Here is a 19853-nt window from a genome sequence, read left to right as displayed (position 1 = left end):
CTCGGTGTGCGACGGTTTCTTCATGAGTGCACGTCTGATCGTGTCCGTGTCCGGTATCCGCGACGAGACCCGCGACGCCGCCGCCGAGTTCGCCGCGGAGATGGATCGCCGCGACATCGAGTTGTCGCTTCTCGTGGCCCCGCGGTTGAAGGACAAGTACCGCCTCACGCGCGACACCGAGACGCAGGACTGGCTGCGCATGCGCCGCGATCACGGAGACGCACTGGTCCTGCACGGATACGACCAGGCGGCCACCAAGCGGCGTCGTGCCGAGTTCGCGACCCTCCCGGCTCACGAGGCGCAGCTGCGGTTGCGCGCCGCGGACCGGGTCATGGAGGAGATCGGCATGCGCACCCGCGTGTTCGCACCGCCCCGCTGGGTAGCCTCACCGGGTGCGGTGTCCGCCCTTCCCACGGTCGGGTTCCGTGTCTTCGCCGGGCTCGCCGGCATCCAGGACCTCGAGCGGGGCACCACGGTGCGCGGTCGGGTCCACGGTATCGGTGAGGGCTTCGGCACCGGATCCGGTGGCTACGTCTGGGAGCCCGGGTCCACGGAACCGTGGTGGTGCCGCGCGCTCGTCATGGGTGCCGGCCGTACGGCTCGCCGCGGCGGCGTGGTGCGACTGTCGGTGAGCGCCAAGCAGCTCGGCCGTCCGGGCCCCCGTGCCGCCATGCTCGACGCGGTGGACCTGGCGCGCTTCCACGGTGCGACGTCGGCCCGCTACGAGTGGGTTCCGCGCTCACGCACCGCTGTCGCCTGACCCGGCCGCGACCTGCGCGTCGTACAGGTCGTAGGGATCCGCGATCGGCATCCCGAGGGCCTCGGACAGGGACTCCGCCGACCAGCTCGTTCCCTCGGCATCGGTGTCCACGGCGCCGTCCGAGGTGAGGTTCGACCGGAAGATCCCCGCGGCGGACGCGGGTAGGAAGTCCTCGTAGACAACGGGTTCGAGCCCGTCCGGCGTGCGAAGGTAGTAGGCCAGTCCGCGCTCCGCCATCTCCTGATCGGTGCCGGGGAAGTGCTGCGCCCACTCCCGGGCAGCAACCTCGTCGGAGAGGCCGTCCACCCGCGCCATAGCGGTGTCGTACACCTCCCGGCCGCGGCGGGTGAGGGCGACGCCCCGTGCCTCCACCTCTCCGAAGCGCACGCGGAGCCGATCGGAGAACGTGGCACCGGACGCGTCGCGAAAGAGTCGAGGTTCGGCGAGAGCTCGGAACGACGTCTGGCGCAACAGCACCGGCGGTCCGGCCCACCGAGGGGGTCCCTGGATCCTGTCGATCATCTCGATACCGCGCTCGGCCATGCGGCGGTACAGGTCGTCGATGTCGAGCACCCGCGGCGTCAGGTGGTTGATGTGCGTCGACGACACCCCGCCGATGTCCGCGGCCACCGACGACACGGCTTCGAGCTCGTCGTACCAGGCGCGATCGACGGGCTCCGTGCCGAGTTCGAAAACGGCGACGGCGCCGTCGACGAGCGTGGTGGCCTCCGGTTCCGGTAACCCGCCGTCCTCGGCGGCACGGACCGCGAGGCGCACCAGGTCGGGCGGGACGAGCGTGCGCGCCTCGAGTGCGGTCGAGAGTCGCTGCTCCAGATCGGCGGTGAAGAATCTGCGGTCGTCGACGACGAGCATGGAGCAGAACACCCGGAACGGGTTGCGGGCCAGCTCGATCGAGTCCACGGGCCGGAACGCCGTGGACACCACCGGTATCGGGGTGGCGGCGTCACGCAGATCGTAGAAGCCGACGGGGTGCATGCCGAATCCCCCGAACAGTCGTGCCACGTCGCGCAACTCGGCGACGGTCCCCACCCGGACGGCTCCGTGCCGTTCCGCCGTGACGCGGTGGAGGGTGCCGAGGCGCTCGGCCTCGGCACCCTCGCGAGCCACCACATCTGCGTTCACCGCGGTCGCCACCTCCACCAGCGTCGTGTACGCCGGGACCTCACGGCCGTACATCGCCGAGAGGGCGACTGCGAAACGAGCGCGGAGATCGGACGCCGGGATCATGCGACGACGCTATCGCTGTCCGACCCGTTCCGGCACCCGGACGGCCACCAGGATGTCGTCGGAGACGTGGGGGGTTCCGGGTGCTGCCTCCACCAGTCGTGGACGCGTCTCGTCGACCGTGACGGTCCACTCGGCGGGGTCGAGGGACTCGGCGACGGAGTGGGGGCTGTGGAAGTCCGACGGATCGAACCCTGCCCAGCGGTGTCCGGGCGACGGGGTGTGGCCGACCATGAGCAGCGTCCCGCCGGGAGCGACGGTGTCGACGAGGCGCGCGAGCCCGTCCGCCGGCCCGGACCGCAGGATGCCGAAGTAGTGCAGCGTCAGCAGATCCGTGGAGTGCGGCGGCAGCGGATCGGTCAGCAGGTCCTGTGCCAGCCAGATCACACCGTCGTGGAGTCCGCGCGCTCGCTCGACGGCGACCTCGGAGATGTCGACTCCCGTGACGGTCCAGCCGCGCTCGGCCAGCCACACCGCGTCGGCGCCCTCACCCGATCCGACGTCGACGGCACGTCCGGGGGAGAGGTGCTCCGCATACTGGACCAGCGTCGGGTTGGGATTGCCGCTCCACCGCTTGTCCGACTCCCGGTACAACTCGTCCCAGAAGTGCCCGTCCAACGCCGGACGTGGTCGCCCTGCCTGGACCGCCTGGTCGAACTCCTCGGCGATGAGGTTCGCGTTCACATGAGCGCCGGCAAGGGCTCCCTGCGCGGTGGAGGCGATGACCGTGGCCGACGGGTCGGTGACGTTGCCCGCCGCCCACACTCCCGCCACGGTGGTGGCACCGAAGGAATCGACCTCGACGACGTCGCCGAGTCCGGTCGCGTGCGGCACTGTGGTGAGGCCGAGCGATCCGAGAAGTTCACTGCGAGCGGTGAAGCGCAGTCCCACGGCGAGAGCGTCGACCGCGACCTCGGTCCCGTCGGCCAGCCCGACCGCACGAAGACGATCCTCGCCGGCGAGCACCGCGGTGACCTTGTGCTCGACGATCTCGATGCCGCGCGCGGTGAACTTCTCGCGATCCTCGTCCGCCAGAGGTCCGCCGTCGGTGAAGAAGGTCAGGTTCTCTGTCCACTGCCGCCACATCGAGGCGTGATGGATGCTGAACGGCCCGGTGCTCAGGACGCCGATGCGGCGATCTTGGATCTCCCACCCGTCGCAGTAGGGGCACTGCACGACGTCCCGACCCCAGCGTTCCGCCAGACCGTCGACGGGCGGGAGCAGATCGGTGAGTCCGGTCGTCACCACGATGCGCCGCGCCGAGAAGGCGCGTCCGTCGTCCGTGGTCGCGGAGAAGTGCCCGACGTGACCGCCGAGTGCGGTGACCGTGGCGTCGACGATCGTGACGTCGTACCGCTCGAGGTCGGCTCGGCCGTTCTTCAGGTAGTCGAGCGGCGAGGTGTGGTCCCTACCCAGCACGCCGTGCATGTGTGACGCGGGCGCGTTGCGAGGAGTTCCGTTGTCCAGAACCAGGACTCGCCGGCGGGCGCGGCCGAGCATGAGTGCGGCGGACAGTCCGGCGGACCCGCCGCCGAGGACGATGACGTCGGCGTCGACGTGGTGGTGTGAGGTCATGCGGACACTGTGCGCCCGAGTCTGCGGATTTGACAAACATATTTGCCGAAACTGCAATATGAGGTATGGACGACTTCGACGGTGTGATCAGTGCGATCGGTCCGCGCTTGCGCGCTCTCCGCGTCGCGGCGGACGTGACCCTGGCCGCGGTGTCCGAACGCACGGGCATCCCGGTGAGCACGCTCTCCCGGCTCGAATCGGGGCAACGCAAGCCCAGCCTCGAGCTGTTGCTGCCGTTGGCCAAGGTGTACGACGTTCCCTTGGACGACATCGTCGACGCCCCCGAGACCGGAGATCCGCGGGTGCAGTTCACGCCGGTCACGACGAACGGCGTCACCGTCGTCCCGCTGACGCGCCGGGCGGGCGGGTTGCAGGCGTTCAAGCAGATCGTCCCCGGAGATCGCTACGAGGAGAACCCGCGGTTGGGGTCTCACGAGGGTTATCACTGGATCTACGTGCTGAACGGGAAGCTACGACTCATCCTGGGCGACAAGGACCTGGTGCTGGGTCCGGGTGAGGTGGCCGAATTCGACACTCACCTTCCGCACTGGTTCGGCAGCGCCGACCGCCGGCCCGTCGAGTACCTGGGAATCTTCGGACCGCAGGGCGAACGGATGCACGTGAAGGCGACGTATTCGGGGCGCTGAGGACCTTCGTGGTCAGGGGATGTGCAGGAGGCGCCCGACGACCTCGCCCATCAGTTGCGGGGGCACGATGCCCGGCTGGGCGAGTTCCTCGACGGCCAGACCGTTGCTGAGCGCCAGGATGACGAACGTGACCCACTCCGCGGGAACGTGCAACGTCGCTCCGGAGCTCTCGGTGACACTGACGACGGCGTCGGTGACCGCCGCCCGGAGCTGCGCCCGGTGCTGGGCGAAGCGGGCACCCACCTCGGGATCGCGAAGGGCCCTCGACCAGTAGTCCATGAACAGCAGATGCCAGTCGCGATTGTTCGAGATCGCCTCCGTGAGACGGGTACTCAGCACCCGCTGGGCGTCCCGCAGGTCGGAGGGGAGCTCGGCGAGCAGGTCGACCGACATCCGCGCCCGACCGAGCACCTGCCGGTCCATCAGCTCGTAGAACAGCCCCTCCTTGGAACCGAAGTTCGAGTAGACCGCGCCCTTGGTGAACCCGGCCTGCTCGGCGATGGCATCGAGGGTGGCGTCGGCGTACCCGCGTCGACCGAACTCCGTCATCGCGGACGCGATGATTCGCTCGCGAACCTCGCTGCGAGGGGGGCGCGTGGTCGGCTCGGTGATGTTCACTCGGGAAGAGTACCGCTCGATACCGACGGTATCGAAAACATGGTTCGCCGTATACGGTGAGGTCATGGGGATACGAGAGTGCGATGTCGTCGTGGTCGGTGCGGGTCTCGCAGGACTGGTCGCGACAGCGGAACTGGTCGAGGCGGGCAAGCGCGTGATCCTGCTCGATCAGGAGAACGAGGCGAACCTCGGCGGCCAGGCGTTCTGGTCGTTCGGCGGGCTGTTTCTCGTGGACAGCCCGGAGCAGCGTCGTCTCGGCGTCAAGGACTCCTACGAACTCGCCCTGCAGGACTGGATGGGATCAGCCGGCTTCGACCGTCCCGAGGACGAGTGGCCTCGCCAGTGGGCCGAGGCCTACGTCGCCTTCGCGGCGGGGGAGAAGCGCTCCTGGTTGCGCGAGCGCGGCTGGAAGATCTTCCCGGTCGTCGGGTGGGCCGAACGCGGCGGCTACGGCCCCACCGGCCACGGCAACTCCGTGCCGCGATTCCATCTCACCTGGGGTACCGGGCCGGGACTGGTGGAGATCTTCGAACGCATCGTGCGGGACGGTATCGACCGCGGCAGCGTGATCCCTGCCTTCCGGCACCGGGTCGACGAGGTGGTGGTCACCGACGGTGTCGCGACCGGTGTACGCGGCGCCGTCCTGGAGCCGACCGACGTCGCCCGCGGCGTGACGTCCTCCCGCACCGTGGTGGGGGACTTCGAGATCCGGGCCGGCGCGGTGCTGGTGACCTCCGGCGGCATCGGCGGCAACTGGGACCTGGTGCAAAAGAACTGGCCGAAGCGCATGGGCCGCACCCCCTCTCACATGCTCTCGGGCGTACCGGCGCACGTCGACGGTCGGATGCTGGAGATCTCGCGTGCCGCGGGCGGGAACATCATCAACGAGGACCGCATGTGGCACTACACGGAGGGCATCACCAACTGGGACTCCGTGTGGCCGAACCACGGCATCCGCATCCTGCCGGGTCCGTCGTCGCTGTGGCTCGACGCGTCGGGTCAGCAGCTACCGGCGCCGCTGTTCCCCGGCTTCGACACGCTCGGCACTCTCGAACACATCGTGTCGACGGGACACGACTACACGTGGTTCCTCCTCGACCAGAAGATCATCGAGAAGGAGTTCGGACTCTCCGGTCAGGAGCAGAATCCGGATCTCACCGGCCGCGATCTGCGCAAGCTTCTCGAGCGAGTCCGTCCCGGCGCACCCGGCCCCGTCGAGGCCTTCAAGCAGAAGGGCGTCGACTTCGTCGTCGCCGACACGGTGGCCGAACTGGTCGCCGGCATGAACAAGATCGGTGACGTCACGCTCGACGCCGCCGAGGTCGAGAAATTGGTCGTCGCGCGAGACCGCGAGATGGTCAACGACTTCAGCAAGGACCTCTCGGTCTCGGCGATCCACGCGGCGCGCAACTATCGAGGCGATCGCCTGGCGCGCATCGCCACACCGCACAAGCTGCTCGACGAGACCGGGCGTGCCGCAGCGGGTCCGCTGATCGCCGTCAAGTTGCACCTTCTGACGCGAAAGTCGCTGGGCGGGTTGCAGACCGACCTGAACTCCCGGGTGCTTCGAGTCGACGGCACGCCGTTCCCGGGGCTCTACGCGGCCGGCGAGGTCGCCGGCTTCGGTGGCGGCGGTGTGCACGGGTACCGCTCGCTCGAAGGCACATTCCTCGGGGGGTGCATCTTCTCCGGACGTGCCGCGGGACGCGCCCTGCGGCGCTAGTTGTACTGCAGCCGGGGAGTCATCCCAGCGCCCACTGCACGTTCACCGAGACGCTGACGGTCTGCTGCCCCGGCTCGATCGGCACCGCGGACGAGGCGGAGCTTCTGTCGAAGCTGGGCGCCGACTCCTGGCCGGTGATGTTCTCGGTGATCGACAGGACTTTACCTAGATCGCTTCCCGCCAGGGACGCGTACTGCTCGGCTCGGTCGCGAGCGTCCGCGAATGCCCGTGACCGAGCGTCGGCGATGAGGTCGGAATCGTCGTCGATGCGGAAGGACACGCCGGACACTCGGGTCGCGTTCCCACCTGCGCGGGTGGCGTCGCCCAGCACCGCCGACGCTCGCGACAGGTCGCGCACGGTCACACCGAGGATGTTCGACGCCCGGTAGCCGGAGATCGTGGAGGTTCCGCCCCCGAACCCGTCGGCATACTGCGGGTCGATGGACACCTGGCGGGTCTGGATGTCCGCGCGGTCCACTCCGGCAGCGGCGATCGCCTCGGTCACCGCAGTCACCGCGGTGTTCGCCTCGTCGATCGCCGTCGTCACGTCGTCCGCCGTCGTCTCGACACCGATCTGAGCGGTGAGAGTGTCCGGGGTGCCCTGGATCTCGCCGACCCCGGACACGGAGATCCCCGGCGGTGTGTCGGTGGCCGACGCACCGGACTCCCCGGTCCCGCATGCCGCGGTCGCCGCCACGACGGCCAGCAGGGCGGCAGATCCGATGACCTTCGAGGTACTCCTGGTCCACGTCATCGGGTCAGTGTCCACGACGGTCCGGGAATGTCTAGAGCGACGTGCCCGTCTCCTCCTCCAGGGCACGGAACTCCGTCCCTTCGCCCGCGAGGCCCGACAGCATGCCGTAGTAGATGCCGCGCGCGTCCGGCGCGACGATGGCCTGGTGGATGGGAACGGCCAGTCGCGGAGAGACGGCGCGGAGGAAGTCGATGCCCTCGCCGATCTTCATCCACGGGGCCGCTGCGGGAAGTGCCAGCACGCCGATCTCCACGTCGGGAACGAACAGCGAGTCGCCGGGATGCATCAGCTGCCCGGGCTGTTCCGGCGTGCCGAGGAGATACGCGATGTTGTCGATCAGCGGGATGTCCGGGTGGATCGTCGCGTGCGTGCCGCCCGCACCCGTCACCTGCACGCCCCCGATGGAGAAGACGTCTCCCGCGTTCACGGCGGTCCACTGATCCCCGAGCTGGTCGGCCGTCTGCGGGTCCGCGTACAGCGCCGCGTCGGGGTTGGCTTCGAGGAGCGCCGGCAACCGATCGGTGTCGACGTGGTCCGCATGCTGGTGCGTGATCAGGATGGCGTCGAGGCCGGTGATGCCCTCGAACCCGTGAGAGAAGGCGCCGGGGTCGAACAGCACCGTCGATCCCGCCATCGACACCTGAATGCACGAATGTCCGAAGTGAGTCAGCTCCATGGTTCCCCAGTATGCGCCGGATTCGTGGAGTGGTTCGGGACTGGGTAAAGTGCCTGCTGGATCTGCCCTCTTAGCTCAGGAGCTCTCACGTGGCCCGTGTGGTTGTCGACGTCATGCCCAAAGCGGAAATTCTCGACCCCCAGGGACAGGCCATCGTCGGGGCGCTGCCGCGACTCGGTTTCGCCGGTGTCTCCGACGTCCGTCAGGGCAAGCGATTCGAGCTCGAGGTCGGCGACGACGTCGACGATGCGACTCTCGACCAGATCGCCGAGACCTTCCTGGCCAACACCGTCATCGAGGAATGGAAAGTGACCCGGCTGTGACTCGCCTCGAAGATCGACCGGCCTCCGGCCTTCCCGCCCGGATCGGTGTGATCACCTTCCCCGGCACGCTGGACGACATCGACGCCTCGCGCGCGGTCACGCTCGCAGGTGGTGAGGCCGTCAGCCTCTGGCACGGCGACGCAGATCTGAAGAACGTCGACGCCATCGTCGTCCCCGGCGGTTTCTCCTACGGCGACTACCTGCGCGCCGGCGCCATCGCGCGCTTCGCCCCCGTCATGGATGCGGTCATCGACGCAGCGAAGGGCGGCATGCCCGTCCTCGGTATCTGCAACGGCTTCCAGGTGCTGTGCGAGGCCGGACTCCTGCCCGGCGCCCTCACCCGGAACGCCAACCTCCACTTCACGTGTCGCGATCAGTGGCTCACGGTCGAGAGCACGTCCTCGGCGTGGTCCTCGCGGTACGAGGCGGGCGCCGAGATCCTCGTTCCGCTCAAGTCCGGTGAGGGTCGCTTTCAGGCGTCCGAGGCGGTCCTGGACGAACTCGAGGGCGAGGGACGCGTCGTGTTCCGCTACTCGGGTGACAACCCGAACGGTTCGCAGCGGTCCGTCGCGGGCATCTCGTCCGCCGACGGACGCATCGTGGGACTCATGCCGCACCCCGAGCACGCCACCGAGGCCCTCACGGGCCCCAGCGACGACGGCCTCGGCATCTTCTACTCTGCGCTGGACGCGATCGTCACGGCCTGACGGTCACCGCCCAGGCGTGCGGCCGCAGGTCGTTCTCCACTCCGTCGGCTGCTGCCACGATGTCTCCGGCCGGTCGAGGCACGGGTGCGTCGCCGATGTTCGCCGACAGCACCAGCGTCGTCGTGCCGTCCGTCGCGGTGAGGGTGACCGCGGTGTTCTCCAGTCCGGACACCTCGGCGTGCGCACGGTGCAGCCACGGGAATCGTCGCCGCATCGCGATCAGGGCCTGGTGGCGCCGGTAGTGTGGCCATCCGTACGGCGCCAGATCGTCGGGTGTCGCCGGGAACTCGGGTCGGATGGCGTCGTCGCCACCCACCCGCTCCTCCTTGATCCCGCGGAATCCCTGCTCGTCGCCGTAGTACACCGTCGGCGTTCCCGCCACGAAGAACAGCAGTGCGGCGGCGATGTCGGCATCGTCGTCGTCGAGGGTGGACGCGATCCGGGTGACGTCGTGGTTGCCGACGAACGTCGCCGGAACGAACGTGGGCAGCAACTCGTCGTGGCGCCCCAGCGCGTGGGCGAACTCGAAGAAGTTCGCGTCCTTCAGGGCGCTCCACGTCGCCTTCCACAGCTCGTACTGCGTGATCGAGTCGAGTCCGGACTCCCGCACGTACGACGCGTAGTCCCCGTGGATCATCTCGCCGACGATCCAGGCGTCGGGATGTGCCTCTCGCACACGGGGGAGCACCGCCGCCCAGAAGGCCGGTGAGACCGCGTACGCCGCGTCGAGCCGCCATCCGTCGACACCGCGGTCGAGCCAGTGCGTCATGACCTGTGCGACGTGCTCCTGCACCGCCGGCTCGTCGTGGTTCAACTCGACCAGCAGATCGTGGCCCTCGAACGTGCGCGGCCGACCGTCCTTCCAGCGGAACCACCGCCCCGCGTCCGAGTCGGGCCCGTCCTGCTCCGCACGAACGAACTGCGGGTGGCTCCTGCCGACGTGGTTGAAGACGCCGTCGAGCAGAACTCGGATGCCCTTGGCGCGTGCCGCACCGATGAGCGCGTCCATGTCGCTGTCGGTTCCCAGACGGGAATCGATGCGGAGATGGTCGACGGTGTCGTAGCCGTGGGTCTCCGACGCGAACACCGGGCCGAGTGCGAGGCCGTTGCACCCGAGCTCGAGGAGGTAGTCGAACCAGCCCTCGATCCGGTCGAGTCGGTGTTCGGTGCGGTCCACTGCCTCGGCCTCGGCGCCGACGAACCCGAGGGGGTACACCTGCCACCAGATGACGTGATCGACCCAGTCCTGCATCGCATTTCCCCCTTTTTCCCGGTCTCGGCGAGGGTTCGCCGAGCGACGGTCTGCTTGTCGGATCGCACAATTCGATTCCGGTTGTGTAGTGACTGTCACTATGAGTAACTGACGTCGGCGGACGACCGTTCGTCACCACCGTGCCAAGGGAGTCATCATGTCCTCCGACCTCACCGATCTGCTCGAACTCTTCCAGAACCTGTCCGGCATCGTCGACGCGCTCGGATCGATCTTCGACGGACTGTCCTTCTTCAGCTGACCCGATCATCCCTGTGGGGCGAACTCGGCCGAGTCCGCCCCACAGGTGTGCCCGGCGTGGAATGGCAGGAGTCGGCGTCGGATCGGGTCGGAGTCCACGCGAGGCGACAGTGCTGGTGACAATGGCTCGCCCATGGCCCGGCGTTGCAGGTGGTGCACAGATCGACCCGTGAGTCGATTCTCGTCATCGAATCGCGACAATTTTCGGGTTGCGAGCCATTCTTTTGTGTGGATTACTTAGCAAGCGGGCAACAAGCCCACCAACCTCACAAAGGGAGCTCCTCATGACCGACCTCGCCAGCTTCGTCGACCTTCTCGGTGCACTGTCCGACATCTTCGGTGGCGCCGGAAGCTTCCTCGACGGCCTGAGCTTCTTCAGCTGAACCCTTCTCGACTCGTGATGCCGGGTCCACCCTCGTGGTGGGCCCGGCATCGCTGTCTCCGCACCCCGTCTCTCTACGATCGGTGACCATGGCGTCCCTCACCTCCGCGACCGCGGCCGGCCTCTGTTCCTTCGTCGACGCGTCCCCGTCGCCGTTCCACGTCGTCGAGACGGTGGCCTCGGAACTGGCGGCGCACGGGTTCACCGCCGTGGCCGAGACGGACGCGTGGCCCTCCGAGCCCGGCCGGTACCTCGTCGTCCGCGGTGGTTCGATCATCGCTTGGTCCACCGAACGCGCGCCCGACGCGGCGTTCCGCATCGTGGGCGGGCACACCGACAGTCCGAACCTCCGCGTCAAGCAGAACCCCGATCTCGACGTCGCCGGGTGGCAGATGGTCGCCCTGGAGCCGTACGGCGGCGCGTGGCTCAACTCCTGGCTCGACCGCGATCTCGGCATCTCCGGCCGTCTCGGTGTGCGTGACGGCGGCTCGGTGCGAGACGTCCTCGTGCGCGTCGACCGTCCCATCCTGCGGGTGCCCCAGCTGGCGATCCACCTGTCGGAGGATCGCAAGGGAGTGCACCTCGATCCGCAGAACGACGTGAACGCGATCTGGGGCGTCGGGCGATCACCCCACTCGTTCATCGGGTTCCTCGCCGACGAGGTCGGGGTGGATCCCGGTGACGTGCTCGGGTGGGAACTGATGACCCACGACCTCAATCCTGCTGCAGTGGTGGGACTCTCGGACGACCTCGTCAGTTCGCCGCGACTGGACAACCAGGGCACCTGCTACGCCGGAACCGAGGCGCTGGTCGTCGCGGCCGCGCAAGCCGACGACTGCATCCCCGTCCTCGCACTCTTCGATCACGAGGAAGTGGGCAGCATGTCGGACCGTGGCGCGTTCTCGGATCTGATGAACACCGTCCTCGAGCGCATCGTGCTCTCGCGTGGCGGCGGCCGCGAGGAATTCCTGCGCGCGATGGCCGGGTCGATCCACGCCTCGGGCGACATGGCGCACGCGACCCATCCCAACTACGTCTCGCGGCACGAGCCCGCGCACCGCATCGAGGTCAACGGTGGCCCGGTGCTCAAGGTCAACCAGAATCTGCGCTACGCCACCGACGCCGCCGGTGCCGCGGCCTTCGCCTTGGCGTGCGAGCGAGCCGACGTCCCACTGCAGCGGTACGTCCACCGGGCCGACCTTCCGTGCGGATCCACCATCGGCCCCATCACCGCCTCGCGCACCGGCCTGTCCACCGTCGACGTGGGTGCCGCGCAGCTCGCCATGCACTCCGCGCGCGAGGTGATGGGCGCACACGACGTCGACATGTACGCCGACGCCTTGGCTGCGTTCCTGGGGGCGTAGCGCTGGGTCGGGCTGCGCTGAGTGCCGGTTGCATCCTGGCCGTTGGGCCGCCTGTCGATCCGATGCCGCCGCCGGGCGGTGCGCGCGATGGTCAGCGCACGCTACGGGATGCGCGCTGCACCGGGCGGTGCGCGCGGGCCGCGTGGTGGTACGGGAACCCCGTCGACGCGGCCGACGAATCCTGCTGCCGTACAGGGCCCGGCGGGGGAGACTGGCGGGATGGAGATCGCGCAGTGGTGGCCGGCCGTCACGGCCGAGACTCGGGACTGGCTGGTCGAGCACAACGGTGAGCCGCTCCCGTCCGCCGTGAAGGACGACGTGCTGCGCGTGAACGGCGATCTCACCGACCCGTCGTTGGTGGGCCGGTGAGTCCGTCGACGGGTCGTCCGAGCTGACGGACGCGGCGACGGACTGGATCGAGTCCGCGGCGAACGACGGGTGATGAGTTCCGGCGTCTGGCATGGTCTGTCCCGCAGTGATCGGCGATCGGCGCCGGTTCTTCACGAGGGCGGTACACGATGCGTGCGGTGACGGCAGGGCTCTTCCACTCGGTGGACGGTGTGGTCGAGGCTCCCGACCAGTGGCAGTTCGACAGTTTCGACGACGAACTCGGCCAGTCCATGGGCGGGTTCATGAGCAGGACCACCACCGCCGTCATGGGTCGGGTCGCCTACGAGTCGTGGTCGGATCACTTCGGCAACGCGGGGGCGGACGACCCCTTCGCCGGCTTCATCAATCCGGTGGAGAAGTTCGTCGCCTCACGCACGCTCACCGGAGATCTCGCATGGCAGAACTCGACGCTCATCGACGGCGATCCGGTGGAGTTCGTGCGTCGACTCAAGCAGGCCGACGGTGGCGACATCGCGCTGGTGGGCGGCGTCTCTCTGGTCCGCCAGCTCTTCCTGGCCGGTGTGCTCGACACCCTGACCCTGATGACGCACCCCGTCGTCGTGGGCAAGGGCCGGCACCTGTTCGAGCCGGGGGATCCGCTCACTCGTCTCGTCCTGACCAACTCCCTCGTCACGAGCAAGGGCAACGTGGTCGTCGACTACGCCGTCAAGGGGGACTAGCGGGCAGGCCGGAGGCCGGTCGGGGCTGACGAGCGGGCAGGCCGGAGGCCGGTCGGGGCTGACGAACGGGCAGGCCGGAGGCCGGTCGGACGGTGTCGGGTCCTGCACATAGAATGACCTCGACATTCTGCCGAGGGAAGGACCCCATCCACCGTGTCTGTCGAGTCCACTCCTCAGGTCGACGCCCTCCCCACCCCTCCGGTCGACACCGTCTCCGCTGCGGCCGGGTCGCCCGATGTCGCTCAGCCGTGGGCGGAGTTGGGTCTGAAGGAGGACGAGTACGCCCGCATCCGGGAGATCCTCGGCCGCCGTCCGACGGACGCCGAGTTGGCGATGTACTCGGTGATGTGGAGCGAGCACTGCTCGTACAAGTCGTCGAAGGTGCACCTCAAGTACTTCGGCGAGACGACGACGGACGAGATGCGGTCCGGGATGCTCGCCGGAATCGGTGAGAACGCGGGCGTGGTCGACGTCGGCGACGGGTGGGCTGTCACCTTCAAGGTGGAGAGCCACAACCATCCGTCGTACATCGAGCCGTACCAGGGTGCGGCCACCGGCGTCGGCGGCATCGTGCGCGACATCATGGCCATGGGTGCTCGTCCGATCGCGGTGATGGACCAGTTGCGTTTCGGTGCGGCTGATGCTCCGGACACGCGCCGGGTGCTCGAGGGCATCGTGCGCGGCGTCGGCGGTTACGGAAACTCACTCGGGCTCCCGAACGTGGGCGGCGAGACGGTGTTCGACGCGTCCTACGCCGGCAACCCGTTGCTCAACGCGCTGTGCGCCGGAGTGATGCGTACCGAGGATCTGCACCTGGCGTTCGCGTCGGGCTCGGGCAACAAGATCATCCTGTTCGGTGCGCGCACGGGCCTCGACGGGATCGGCGGCGTGTCGGTGCTGGCGTCCGAGACGTTCGACGAGAAGCAGGGCCGACGCAAGCTCCCCGCGGTGCAGGTGGGCGACCCGTTCACCGAGAAGGTTCTCATCGAGTGCTGCCTCGAGCTCTACCAGCAGAAGCTCGTGGTCGGTATCCAGGACCTCGGCGGTGCCGGATTGTCCTGTGCCACCTCCGAGCTCGCTTCGGCGGGTGACGGCGGTATGCACATCGCCCTGGATCGGGTTCCGCTGCGTGCGACCGGGATGACGCCGGCGGAGGTGCTGTCCAGCGAGTCGCAGGAACGCATGTGCGCCGTGGTGGCACCGGAGAACGTCGACGCCTTCATGGCGGTGTGCGCCAAGTGGGACGTGCTGGCGACCGACATCGGCGAGGTCACGGACGGTGAGCATCTCGAGATCACCTGGCACGGCGACGTCGTCGTCGACGTGCCGCCCAAGACGGTGGCCCACGACGGTCCCGTCTACGAGCGTCCCGTGCAGCGGCCCGCGAGCCAGGATGCCCTGGAGGCGAACACCACCGAGGGTCTGCCCCGTCCGGCCACAGGTGTGGAACTGCGCGAGACCCTGCTGCAGATGATCTCCTCCCCCCAGCTCTGCAGTCGGCGGCTCATCACCGAGCAGTACGACCGGTACGTCCGCGGCAACACCGTGCTCGCCGAGCACGCCGATGCCGGTGTGGTGCGCATCGACGAGAAGACCGGCCGCGGAATCGCTCTCGCGACCGATGCGTCCGGCCGGTACACCGCGCTGGATCCGTACCGTGGTGCGCAGCTGGCGCTGGCCGAGGCGTTCCGCAACGTCGCGACGACGGGCGCCACGCCGAAAGCCGTCACCAACTGCCTGAACTTCGGGTCGCCCGAGGATCCGGGTGTCATGTGGCAGTTCCAGCAGGCGGTACGCGGCCTGGCGGACGGCTGTGTGCAACTGGGCATTCCGGTCACCGGCGGAAACGTCAGTTTCTACAACCAGACCGGGTCGACGCCGATCCTGCCGACCCCGGTGGTGGGTGTGCTGGGTGTCCTCGACGACGTCCACCGCCGCATCCCCACGGGCATCGGCCTGGAGCCGGGCGAGACCCTGATCCTGTTGGGTGACACGCACGACGAATTGGACGGCTCGATCTGGGCCCAGGTCGTCCACGACCATCTCGGTGGTGTTCCGCCGCAGGTGGATCTGGCTCGCGAGCAGTTGCTGGCCGACATCCTCACGGCGTCGAGCCGCGACGGTCTGGTCACCGCGGCGCACGACCTCTCCGAGGGCGGGCTCGCGCAGACCGTCGTCGAGGTCGCGCTCGCCGGCGAGACCGGGTGCCGCATTCTGCCGCCCGAAGGAACAGATCCTTTCGTCACCTTGTTCTCGGAATCGTCCGGGCGGGTACTCGTTGCTGTCCCTCGGACCGAGGAGACCAGGTTCACGGGGATGTGCAGCGCGAGGGGGATGCCATGGACGCGTATCGGGGTGGCCGACGAAGGGTCGGACGAGGTGGAGTTCCAGGGACTGTTCAGTGTCCCGTTGACCGAACTCCGCGAGGCGTACGAGGGGACGCTTCCGGCGCTCTTCGGCTGACCGACCTTCCCGGCACCGGCACCGTCCGATGACCGACACCGATACTCGGTCGTCGGACGAACTGCAGCGCCCCCACAGTTTCGAGGAACTGCCGGCGTACGTCCTGAGCTCGGCGACCCGCACGGTGCGCAAGCACCCCGCGTGGATCTGGGCGTGGGGTCTGCTGCGGCTCGACGTCACCGGCATCGCGTTCGGCGCCCTGTTCTTCTGCTGGTCGCTGACGCCGTCACTGCTGCCACGCGGCTGGCTGTTCCAGGGCATCGTCAGCGGCATCACCGCGGCCATCGGGTACGGGGTGGGCGTCGCTGTCGGCTGGATTCTCCTGCGCACGGTGCTTCGTCAGCAGCCGTGGTGGCCGCTGCCGATCCGCGTGGAGCGCGCACTCCTGGTCGCTGTCCCGGTGATCGCGACCGTCGCCGGAGCGGTCATGCTCTACGCCTCTGCGGACTGGCAGCGTCAGCTCGCCGCGCTCATGGGCGCCGAGGGGCTCACGTCCACGGGGTTCATCCGCACCGGCATCATCAGTTTCGCGGTGTGCGCCGCGCTCATCGGACTGTGGCGGGTCATCCGGGACATCCGCCGCTTCGTCGTGCGCTCGATCCTGCGTCTGATCCGACTCCCGCAGTGGGTTGCCAACCTCGTGGGGTTCCTCCTCGTCTTGACGGTGCTCGTCACACTGGTGCAGGGTGTGCTGTTGCGCGGCACCATGACCGTCGCCAACTCGGTCTTCAGCACTCAGAACAGCAACACGCGTGAGGGTGCCGAACAGCCGACGGTGCCCGAGCGTTCCGGTGGTACCGGTTCGCTCGTGGACTGGGACACACTGGGATTCGAGGGCCGGAACTTCGTCTCGGGTGGGTTGTCGGCCGACGAGATGACCCGAGCGACCGGCCGCACGGGCATGGAGGCGATCCGCGCGTACGTGGGACTCGAGAGCGCGGAGACGGACGAGGAGCGCATGAATCTCCTGGTACGCGAACTCGATCGAACCGATGCGTTCTCCCGCAAGGCCATCGTCGTCATCCCGACCACGGGAACCGGGTGGGTCAATCCCACCGCAGCTCGGGCCGTGGAACTGATGTACGACGGGGACGTCGCGCTCGTGGCGTCCCAGTACTCGTACCTTCCGAGTTGGATCTCCTTCCTCGCCGATCGCGAGAAGGCGGCGGCCGCGGGGAAGTTGCTCATCGACACCGTGCACCAGCGATGGGAGCAGGAGCCCGAGGCGACCAGGCCCAAGTTCTACGTCTACGGCGAGAGTCTCGGAACCCAGGCCGGCGAAGGCGCGTTCGCGGACATCGCCGACATCCGGGACACCGTCGACGGAGTGCTGTGGGTGGGCCCGCCGAACTCCAATCGCATCTGGGACACCTACGTCAGCCGACGCGATCCGGGAACCACCGAGGTGGAACCCGTCTACGCCGGCGGACTGCTGATGCGGTTCGCCGACAGCACCCGTGACGTCGAGGCGCTGAGCGGGGACTGGCCCTACCCGCGCGTGCTGTACATCCAGCACCCGTCCGACCCCATCGTGTGGTGGACGCCGGATCTGATCTTCCAGCGTCCGGATTGGCTCGCCGAGCCGCCCGGGTACGACCGACTGCCCAGCATGCGGTGGTTCCCGTTCGTCACCTTCTGGCAGGTGAGTGCCGACCTCACGAACGCGGCCGGCGTGCCGGACGGGCACGGCCACAACTACGGGACGACGGTGCTCGACGGCTTCGCCGCTGTGGCCGCCCCCGACGGGTGGACGCAGGCCGACACCGAACGCATCCGCGTCGTCATGAACGAGTACGCCGACGCCGACGGTCCCGAGAAGTGACCGGACTGGCCCGATGGGTGCTGTTCGACATCCCCATCGGGACAGTGCTACCCGAGGAATTCCTGTTCCGCGGCGTCGTCGACACCGTGGCCACCGCCGTGGTGGGTCCCCGTGCCGCACTGGTGGTCGGCTCCACGGCATTCGGGGTCTGGCACTGGTACGACTCGGGCAGGTCGGTGCCCGTCGTCCTGTTCACCGGGGCGGCCGGCGCACTGTTCGTCGAGTCGAAGCGGCGAACCGGCACCATTCTGACGCCCATGGCACTGCACTGGGCCGCCAACTCGGTCGGTGCTATCGCATCGACGTGGTGGCGCTCTACTCGAGGTGACAGACCGCCTCGAGGTTGAGGCCGTCGGGGTCGTACACGAAGCCACCGAAGTAGTTCTCGTGGTACTCGGGGCAGACGCGCGGAGACAGCTTGTCCCGTGCGCCCGCCGCAAGGGCCGCGGCGTGAAACTCCCGGACGACGTCACGGGTGGGTGCCGAGAACGCCACGTGTAGTTCGGGATCGACGGTGGTTCCCTGGACGAGCCAGAAGAACGGCTTGCGGCCACTGCCGAATCCGACCATGCGGACGTAGTCGTCGTCCGGCCCGCCGGTGAAGTCGAGCAGCTTCTCGATCCCGAGCACGCCGAGAGCCGGCACGTAGATCTCGAGTGAGCGGTCGACGTCCGTGACCGTCACGTTGAGGTGGTCGATGGTCGATCCTTGATAGAGGTTCGGTGTCATGGAGACAGTGAAGCGTCCATCGCGGACAGTGGCGGTCCTCGTTGATCAGACCGTGCCTCAGCATCCGCAACTCTCACGAATCGACGGGATCCCGTCGATCCGGGCGACTTCTGGACTGTGAGGCACGCCTCGGGGCACACCGCGCTCGGTGAGACACTGAACGGCGTGGCACCCTCGAAACCCGTCGACCCGGCCGAACTCCGCTCGTCCCTCCAAGCAGTATCGGCATGGCTCGACGATCCGAACCTCCCGAAGCCGCCGCGCGCCGATCTCGCCGCCGCGGTGCGTCTCAGTGCGCGCACCATCGAGCAGACGGCACCGGGGTCGAGTGTCGAGGTGCGCGTGCCGCCGTTCGTCGCGGTGCAGTGCATCGTCGGACCGCGTCACACCCGCGGTACGCCCCCCAACGTCGTCGAATGCGACCCGCGGACATGGCTGTTGATGGTGACGGGGCGCGTGGCGTTCGAGGACGCCGTGCGCGGAGCGGGCGTCACGGCCTCGGGTGGCCGCGCCGGCGAGGTGGCGCACTGGCTTCCGCTCGTGCGCATCTGACTCTCACCGCCAGGGCTGCACCGGCGGTTTGACCCACAGGATCTTCTCGTCCGAGTGCGCTCGGCGGGCCGCGTCGTGATCGGGGTGATCGCGCGCCCACTCGGCCTTCTCGCGCAACAGCGTCGAGACCACCGTCCACGTCTCGTCGGAGCTGGGCGGGTTGATGTCCGCGGCTCGGGCCACCTTGCGGCGGACGTCCGCGGCCATCGCCGCGAGGTCGTCTGCGGAGATGTCGCGGTCCCACAAGTACCGAGCGAGAGCGACGGCCTTGTCGCGGCGGGACTTCTCGGCCGCGTCGGAGTGGCTGTAGAAGTTCTTCTCGGCCACTACCAGCCCCAACTCCCGGCGATGCCCTTGAACGGCCCGACGACGTCGCGGGTGATCCAGCCGGCATAGAAGCCGCCCTCCTGCGCACGTGCGACTTCGCCGTCGAGCTCGCACGTCAACGAGACGGGGGAGAAGGAGAGCGCGCCGGCAATGGGAACGAACGACGGAGTGGGGTTCTCGTAGCTCCATCCGCCGGCCTCGAGGACGGCGCCGTCCTCGCCGAGGATGTCCCAGTACGTCGCCGAACCCTTCCATTCGCACATCGTGGATCGGGCACCGGATCGGCGGAGTCGGCTCTCGTCGATGTCGGCGCGAGGGATGTACCAGGTGGGCGGGTGGCTGGTCTCGAGCACCCGGTACGCGGACGTGCTGTCGGCGACGACCACGTTCCCGAAACGGACGACGAGTCGCTTGTCCGACGCTTCGAGTGCGGGCGGTCGGGGGTAGTCCCACACCGATTCCTGGCCCTCGCCGGGCTGTTCGGGGGTCACGCCGTACGGGAGTCTGCTGGCCATGCATCCATCATGGCACCGATGAACGAGTCGGGGATCACACCGAGCGGCGGTATGGATTGCCGCCGGGGGCTGGTTCGAGGTCGTGATGGCC

General features: G+C 68.3%; 21 protein-coding genes. 12 read left to right on the top strand and 9 right to left on the bottom strand.

Translation table 11 applies throughout. From position 1 onward, the window contains the following. Positions 1–22: 22 nt before the first annotated feature. On the top strand, positions 23–760 hold the full coding sequence (locus OG947_RS05965) for a DUF2334 domain-containing protein (protein ID WP_027504308.1): 738 nt from the start codon (positions 23–25) through the stop codon (positions 758–760). On the opposite strand, the gene hglS is transcribed toward OG947_RS05965, so the two are convergent. Both hglS and OG947_RS05955 read right to left on the bottom strand, forming a co-directional pair. Next, the gene (gene hglS / locus OG947_RS05960; RefSeq protein WP_328813333.1) at positions 740–2008 is read right to left on the bottom strand and encodes a 2-oxoadipate dioxygenase/decarboxylase; all 1269 of its coding nucleotides are present in this window, start codon (positions 2006–2008) and stop codon (positions 740–742) included. The two genes, OG947_RS05965 and hglS, sit on opposite strands and share 21 nt — an antisense overlap. A gap of 9 nt (positions 2009–2017) precedes the next feature. Next, the gene (locus tag OG947_RS05955) at positions 2018–3580 is read right to left on the bottom strand and encodes an FAD-dependent oxidoreductase (RefSeq protein WP_328813332.1); all 1563 of its coding nucleotides are present in this window, start codon (positions 3578–3580) and stop codon (positions 2018–2020) included. A 65-nt stretch (positions 3581–3645) separates the two neighbouring features. On the opposite strand from OG947_RS05955, the gene OG947_RS05950 reads away from it, so the two are divergent. Then, positions 3646–4227: a helix-turn-helix domain-containing protein gene (locus OG947_RS05950; RefSeq protein WP_222627893.1), complete on the top strand. Its 582-nt coding sequence runs from the start codon at positions 3646–3648 to the stop codon at positions 4225–4227. Positions 4228–4239: 12 nt separating this feature from the next. Here the strand turns inward: OG947_RS05950 and OG947_RS05945 are convergent, their stop codons facing one another. Next, positions 4240–4845, bottom strand: coding sequence for a TetR/AcrR family transcriptional regulator (locus OG947_RS05945; RefSeq protein ID WP_328813331.1), 606 nt, complete (start codon positions 4843–4845; stop codon positions 4240–4242). A gap of 64 nt (positions 4846–4909) precedes the next feature. Between OG947_RS05945 and OG947_RS05940 the strand changes: the two genes are divergently transcribed. Beyond that, complete coding sequence (locus OG947_RS05940) at positions 4910–6568, top strand: FAD-binding dehydrogenase (protein ID WP_328813330.1); 1659 nt, start codon at positions 4910–4912, stop codon at positions 6566–6568. Positions 6569–6587: 19 nt separating this feature from the next. Here the strand turns inward: OG947_RS05940 and OG947_RS05935 are convergent, their stop codons facing one another. Together OG947_RS05935 and OG947_RS05930 are read right to left on the bottom strand one after the other, a co-directional pair. After that, positions 6588–7322 carry an SIMPL domain-containing protein gene (locus tag OG947_RS05935; protein WP_222627889.1) on the bottom strand — a complete coding sequence of 245 codons (735 nt, stop codon included), beginning with the start codon at positions 7320–7322 and terminating at the stop codon, positions 6588–6590. A 31-nt stretch (positions 7323–7353) separates the two neighbouring features. Then, entirely contained in the window at positions 7354–7998 is a 645-nt protein-coding gene (locus OG947_RS05930) for an MBL fold metallo-hydrolase (RefSeq protein WP_328813329.1), read from the bottom strand. 89 nt (positions 7999–8087) lie between these two features. Here OG947_RS05930 and purS point away from each other — a divergent pair, with 89 nt between their 5' ends. Continuing rightward, positions 8088–8321 (top strand): phosphoribosylformylglycinamidine synthase subunit PurS, encoded by a 234-nt coding sequence (purS, locus tag OG947_RS05925; protein ID WP_027504302.1) that lies wholly within the window; start codon positions 8088–8090, stop codon positions 8319–8321. Further along, positions 8318–9028, top strand: coding sequence for a phosphoribosylformylglycinamidine synthase subunit PurQ (purQ, locus tag OG947_RS05920; RefSeq protein ID WP_328813328.1), 711 nt, complete (start codon positions 8318–8320; stop codon positions 9026–9028). Before purS ends, purQ begins: the two co-directional genes overlap by 4 nt. On the opposite strand, the gene OG947_RS05915 is transcribed toward purQ, so the two are convergent. After that, a complete protein-coding gene (locus OG947_RS05915; protein ID WP_328813327.1) occupies positions 9018–10280 on the bottom strand; it encodes an alpha-amylase family protein in 1263 nt (420 codons plus the stop codon). The genes purQ and OG947_RS05915 overlap by 11 nt on opposite strands. Positions 10281–11009: 729 nt before the next feature. On the opposite strand from OG947_RS05915, the gene OG947_RS05910 reads away from it, so the two are divergent. The 6 genes from OG947_RS05910 (at position 11010) to OG947_RS05885 (ending at position 17986) form a co-directional block, all read left to right on the top strand. After that, positions 11010–12284: a M18 family aminopeptidase gene (locus OG947_RS05910; protein ID WP_328813326.1), complete on the top strand. Its 1275-nt coding sequence runs from the start codon at positions 11010–11012 to the stop codon at positions 12282–12284. An 87-nt stretch (positions 12285–12371) separates the two neighbouring features. Beyond that, positions 12372–12653, top strand: coding sequence for a hypothetical protein (locus OG947_RS05905; RefSeq protein WP_328813325.1), 282 nt, complete (start codon positions 12372–12374; stop codon positions 12651–12653). A 158-nt stretch (positions 12654–12811) separates the two neighbouring features. After that, complete coding sequence (locus OG947_RS05900) at positions 12812–13354, top strand: dihydrofolate reductase family protein (RefSeq protein WP_328813324.1); 543 nt, start codon at positions 12812–12814, stop codon at positions 13352–13354. A gap of 153 nt (positions 13355–13507) precedes the next feature. Next, on the top strand, positions 13508–15817 hold the full coding sequence (gene purL / locus OG947_RS05895; RefSeq protein ID WP_328813323.1) for a phosphoribosylformylglycinamidine synthase subunit PurL: 2310 nt from the start codon (positions 13508–13510) through the stop codon (positions 15815–15817). Between the two features lie 28 nt (positions 15818–15845). Next, a complete protein-coding gene (locus OG947_RS05890; protein ID WP_328813322.1) occupies positions 15846–17639 on the top strand; it encodes an alpha/beta hydrolase in 1794 nt (597 codons plus the stop codon). Next, positions 17636–17986, top strand: coding sequence for a CPBP family intramembrane glutamic endopeptidase (locus OG947_RS05885; protein ID WP_051612986.1), 351 nt, complete (start codon positions 17636–17638; stop codon positions 17984–17986). Before OG947_RS05890 ends, OG947_RS05885 begins: the two co-directional genes overlap by 4 nt. Here the strand turns inward: OG947_RS05885 and OG947_RS05880 are convergent. Further along, entirely contained in the window at positions 17955–18368 is a 414-nt protein-coding gene (locus OG947_RS05880; protein WP_328813321.1) for a VOC family protein, read from the bottom strand. The two genes, OG947_RS05885 and OG947_RS05880, sit on opposite strands and share 32 nt — an antisense overlap. 165 nt (positions 18369–18533) lie before the next feature. On the opposite strand from OG947_RS05880, the gene OG947_RS05875 reads away from it, so the two are divergent. Beyond that, a complete protein-coding gene (locus tag OG947_RS05875; RefSeq protein WP_328813320.1) occupies positions 18534–18920 on the top strand; it encodes a sterol carrier family protein in 387 nt (128 codons plus the stop codon). Between the two features lie 3 nt (positions 18921–18923). Here the strand turns inward: OG947_RS05875 and OG947_RS05870 are convergent, their stop codons facing one another. Both OG947_RS05870 and OG947_RS05865 read right to left on the bottom strand, forming a co-directional pair. Further along, complete coding sequence (locus OG947_RS05870) at positions 18924–19247, bottom strand: hypothetical protein (RefSeq protein ID WP_056070453.1); 324 nt, start codon at positions 19245–19247, stop codon at positions 18924–18926. Further along, positions 19247–19762 carry a DUF427 domain-containing protein gene (locus OG947_RS05865; protein WP_328813319.1) on the bottom strand — a complete coding sequence of 172 codons (516 nt, stop codon included), beginning with the start codon at positions 19760–19762 and terminating at the stop codon, positions 19247–19249. The genes OG947_RS05870 and OG947_RS05865 overlap by 1 nt, the downstream gene beginning before the upstream one ends. Positions 19763–19853 lie beyond the last annotated feature (91 nt).

The sequence above is a fragment of the Rhodococcus sp. NBC_00297 genome (assembly GCF_036173065.1).
Classification (GTDB): domain Bacteria; phylum Actinomycetota; class Actinomycetes; order Mycobacteriales; family Mycobacteriaceae; genus Rhodococcoides.
This window is presented reverse-complemented; position numbering and strand designations above follow the sequence as displayed.

Coding starts and splice junctions, on each gene's coding strand:
- OG947_RS05965 (WP_027504308.1), top strand. CDS start 23: ATGAGTGCACGTCTGATCGTGTCCGTGTCCGGTATCCGCGACGAGACC.
- hglS (WP_328813333.1), bottom strand. CDS start 2,008: ATGATCCCGGCGTCCGATCTCCGCGCTCGTTTCGCAGTCGCCCTCTCG.
- OG947_RS05955 (WP_328813332.1), bottom strand. CDS start 3,580: ATGACCTCACACCACCACGTCGACGCCGACGTCATCGTCCTCGGCGGC.
- OG947_RS05950 (WP_222627893.1), top strand. CDS start 3,646: ATGGACGACTTCGACGGTGTGATCAGTGCGATCGGTCCGCGCTTGCGC.
- OG947_RS05940 (WP_328813330.1), top strand. CDS start 4,910: ATGGGGATACGAGAGTGCGATGTCGTCGTGGTCGGTGCGGGTCTCGCA.
- OG947_RS05935 (WP_222627889.1), bottom strand. CDS start 7,322: ATGACGTGGACCAGGAGTACCTCGAAGGTCATCGGATCTGCCGCCCTG.
- OG947_RS05930 (WP_328813329.1), bottom strand. CDS start 7,998: ATGGAGCTGACTCACTTCGGACATTCGTGCATTCAGGTGTCGATGGCG.
- OG947_RS05915 (WP_328813327.1), bottom strand. CDS start 10,280: ATGCAGGACTGGGTCGATCACGTCATCTGGTGGCAGGTGTACCCCCTC.
- OG947_RS05910 (WP_328813326.1), top strand. CDS start 11,010: ATGGCGTCCCTCACCTCCGCGACCGCGGCCGGCCTCTGTTCCTTCGTC.
- OG947_RS05905 (WP_328813325.1), top strand. CDS start 12,372: ATGGTCAGCGCACGCTACGGGATGCGCGCTGCACCGGGCGGTGCGCGC.
- OG947_RS05890 (WP_328813322.1), top strand. CDS start 15,846: ATGACCGACACCGATACTCGGTCGTCGGACGAACTGCAGCGCCCCCAC.
- OG947_RS05880 (WP_328813321.1), bottom strand. CDS start 18,368: ATGACACCGAACCTCTATCAAGGATCGACCATCGACCACCTCAACGTG.
- OG947_RS05865 (WP_328813319.1), bottom strand. CDS start 19,762: ATGGCCAGCAGACTCCCGTACGGCGTGACCCCCGAACAGCCCGGCGAG.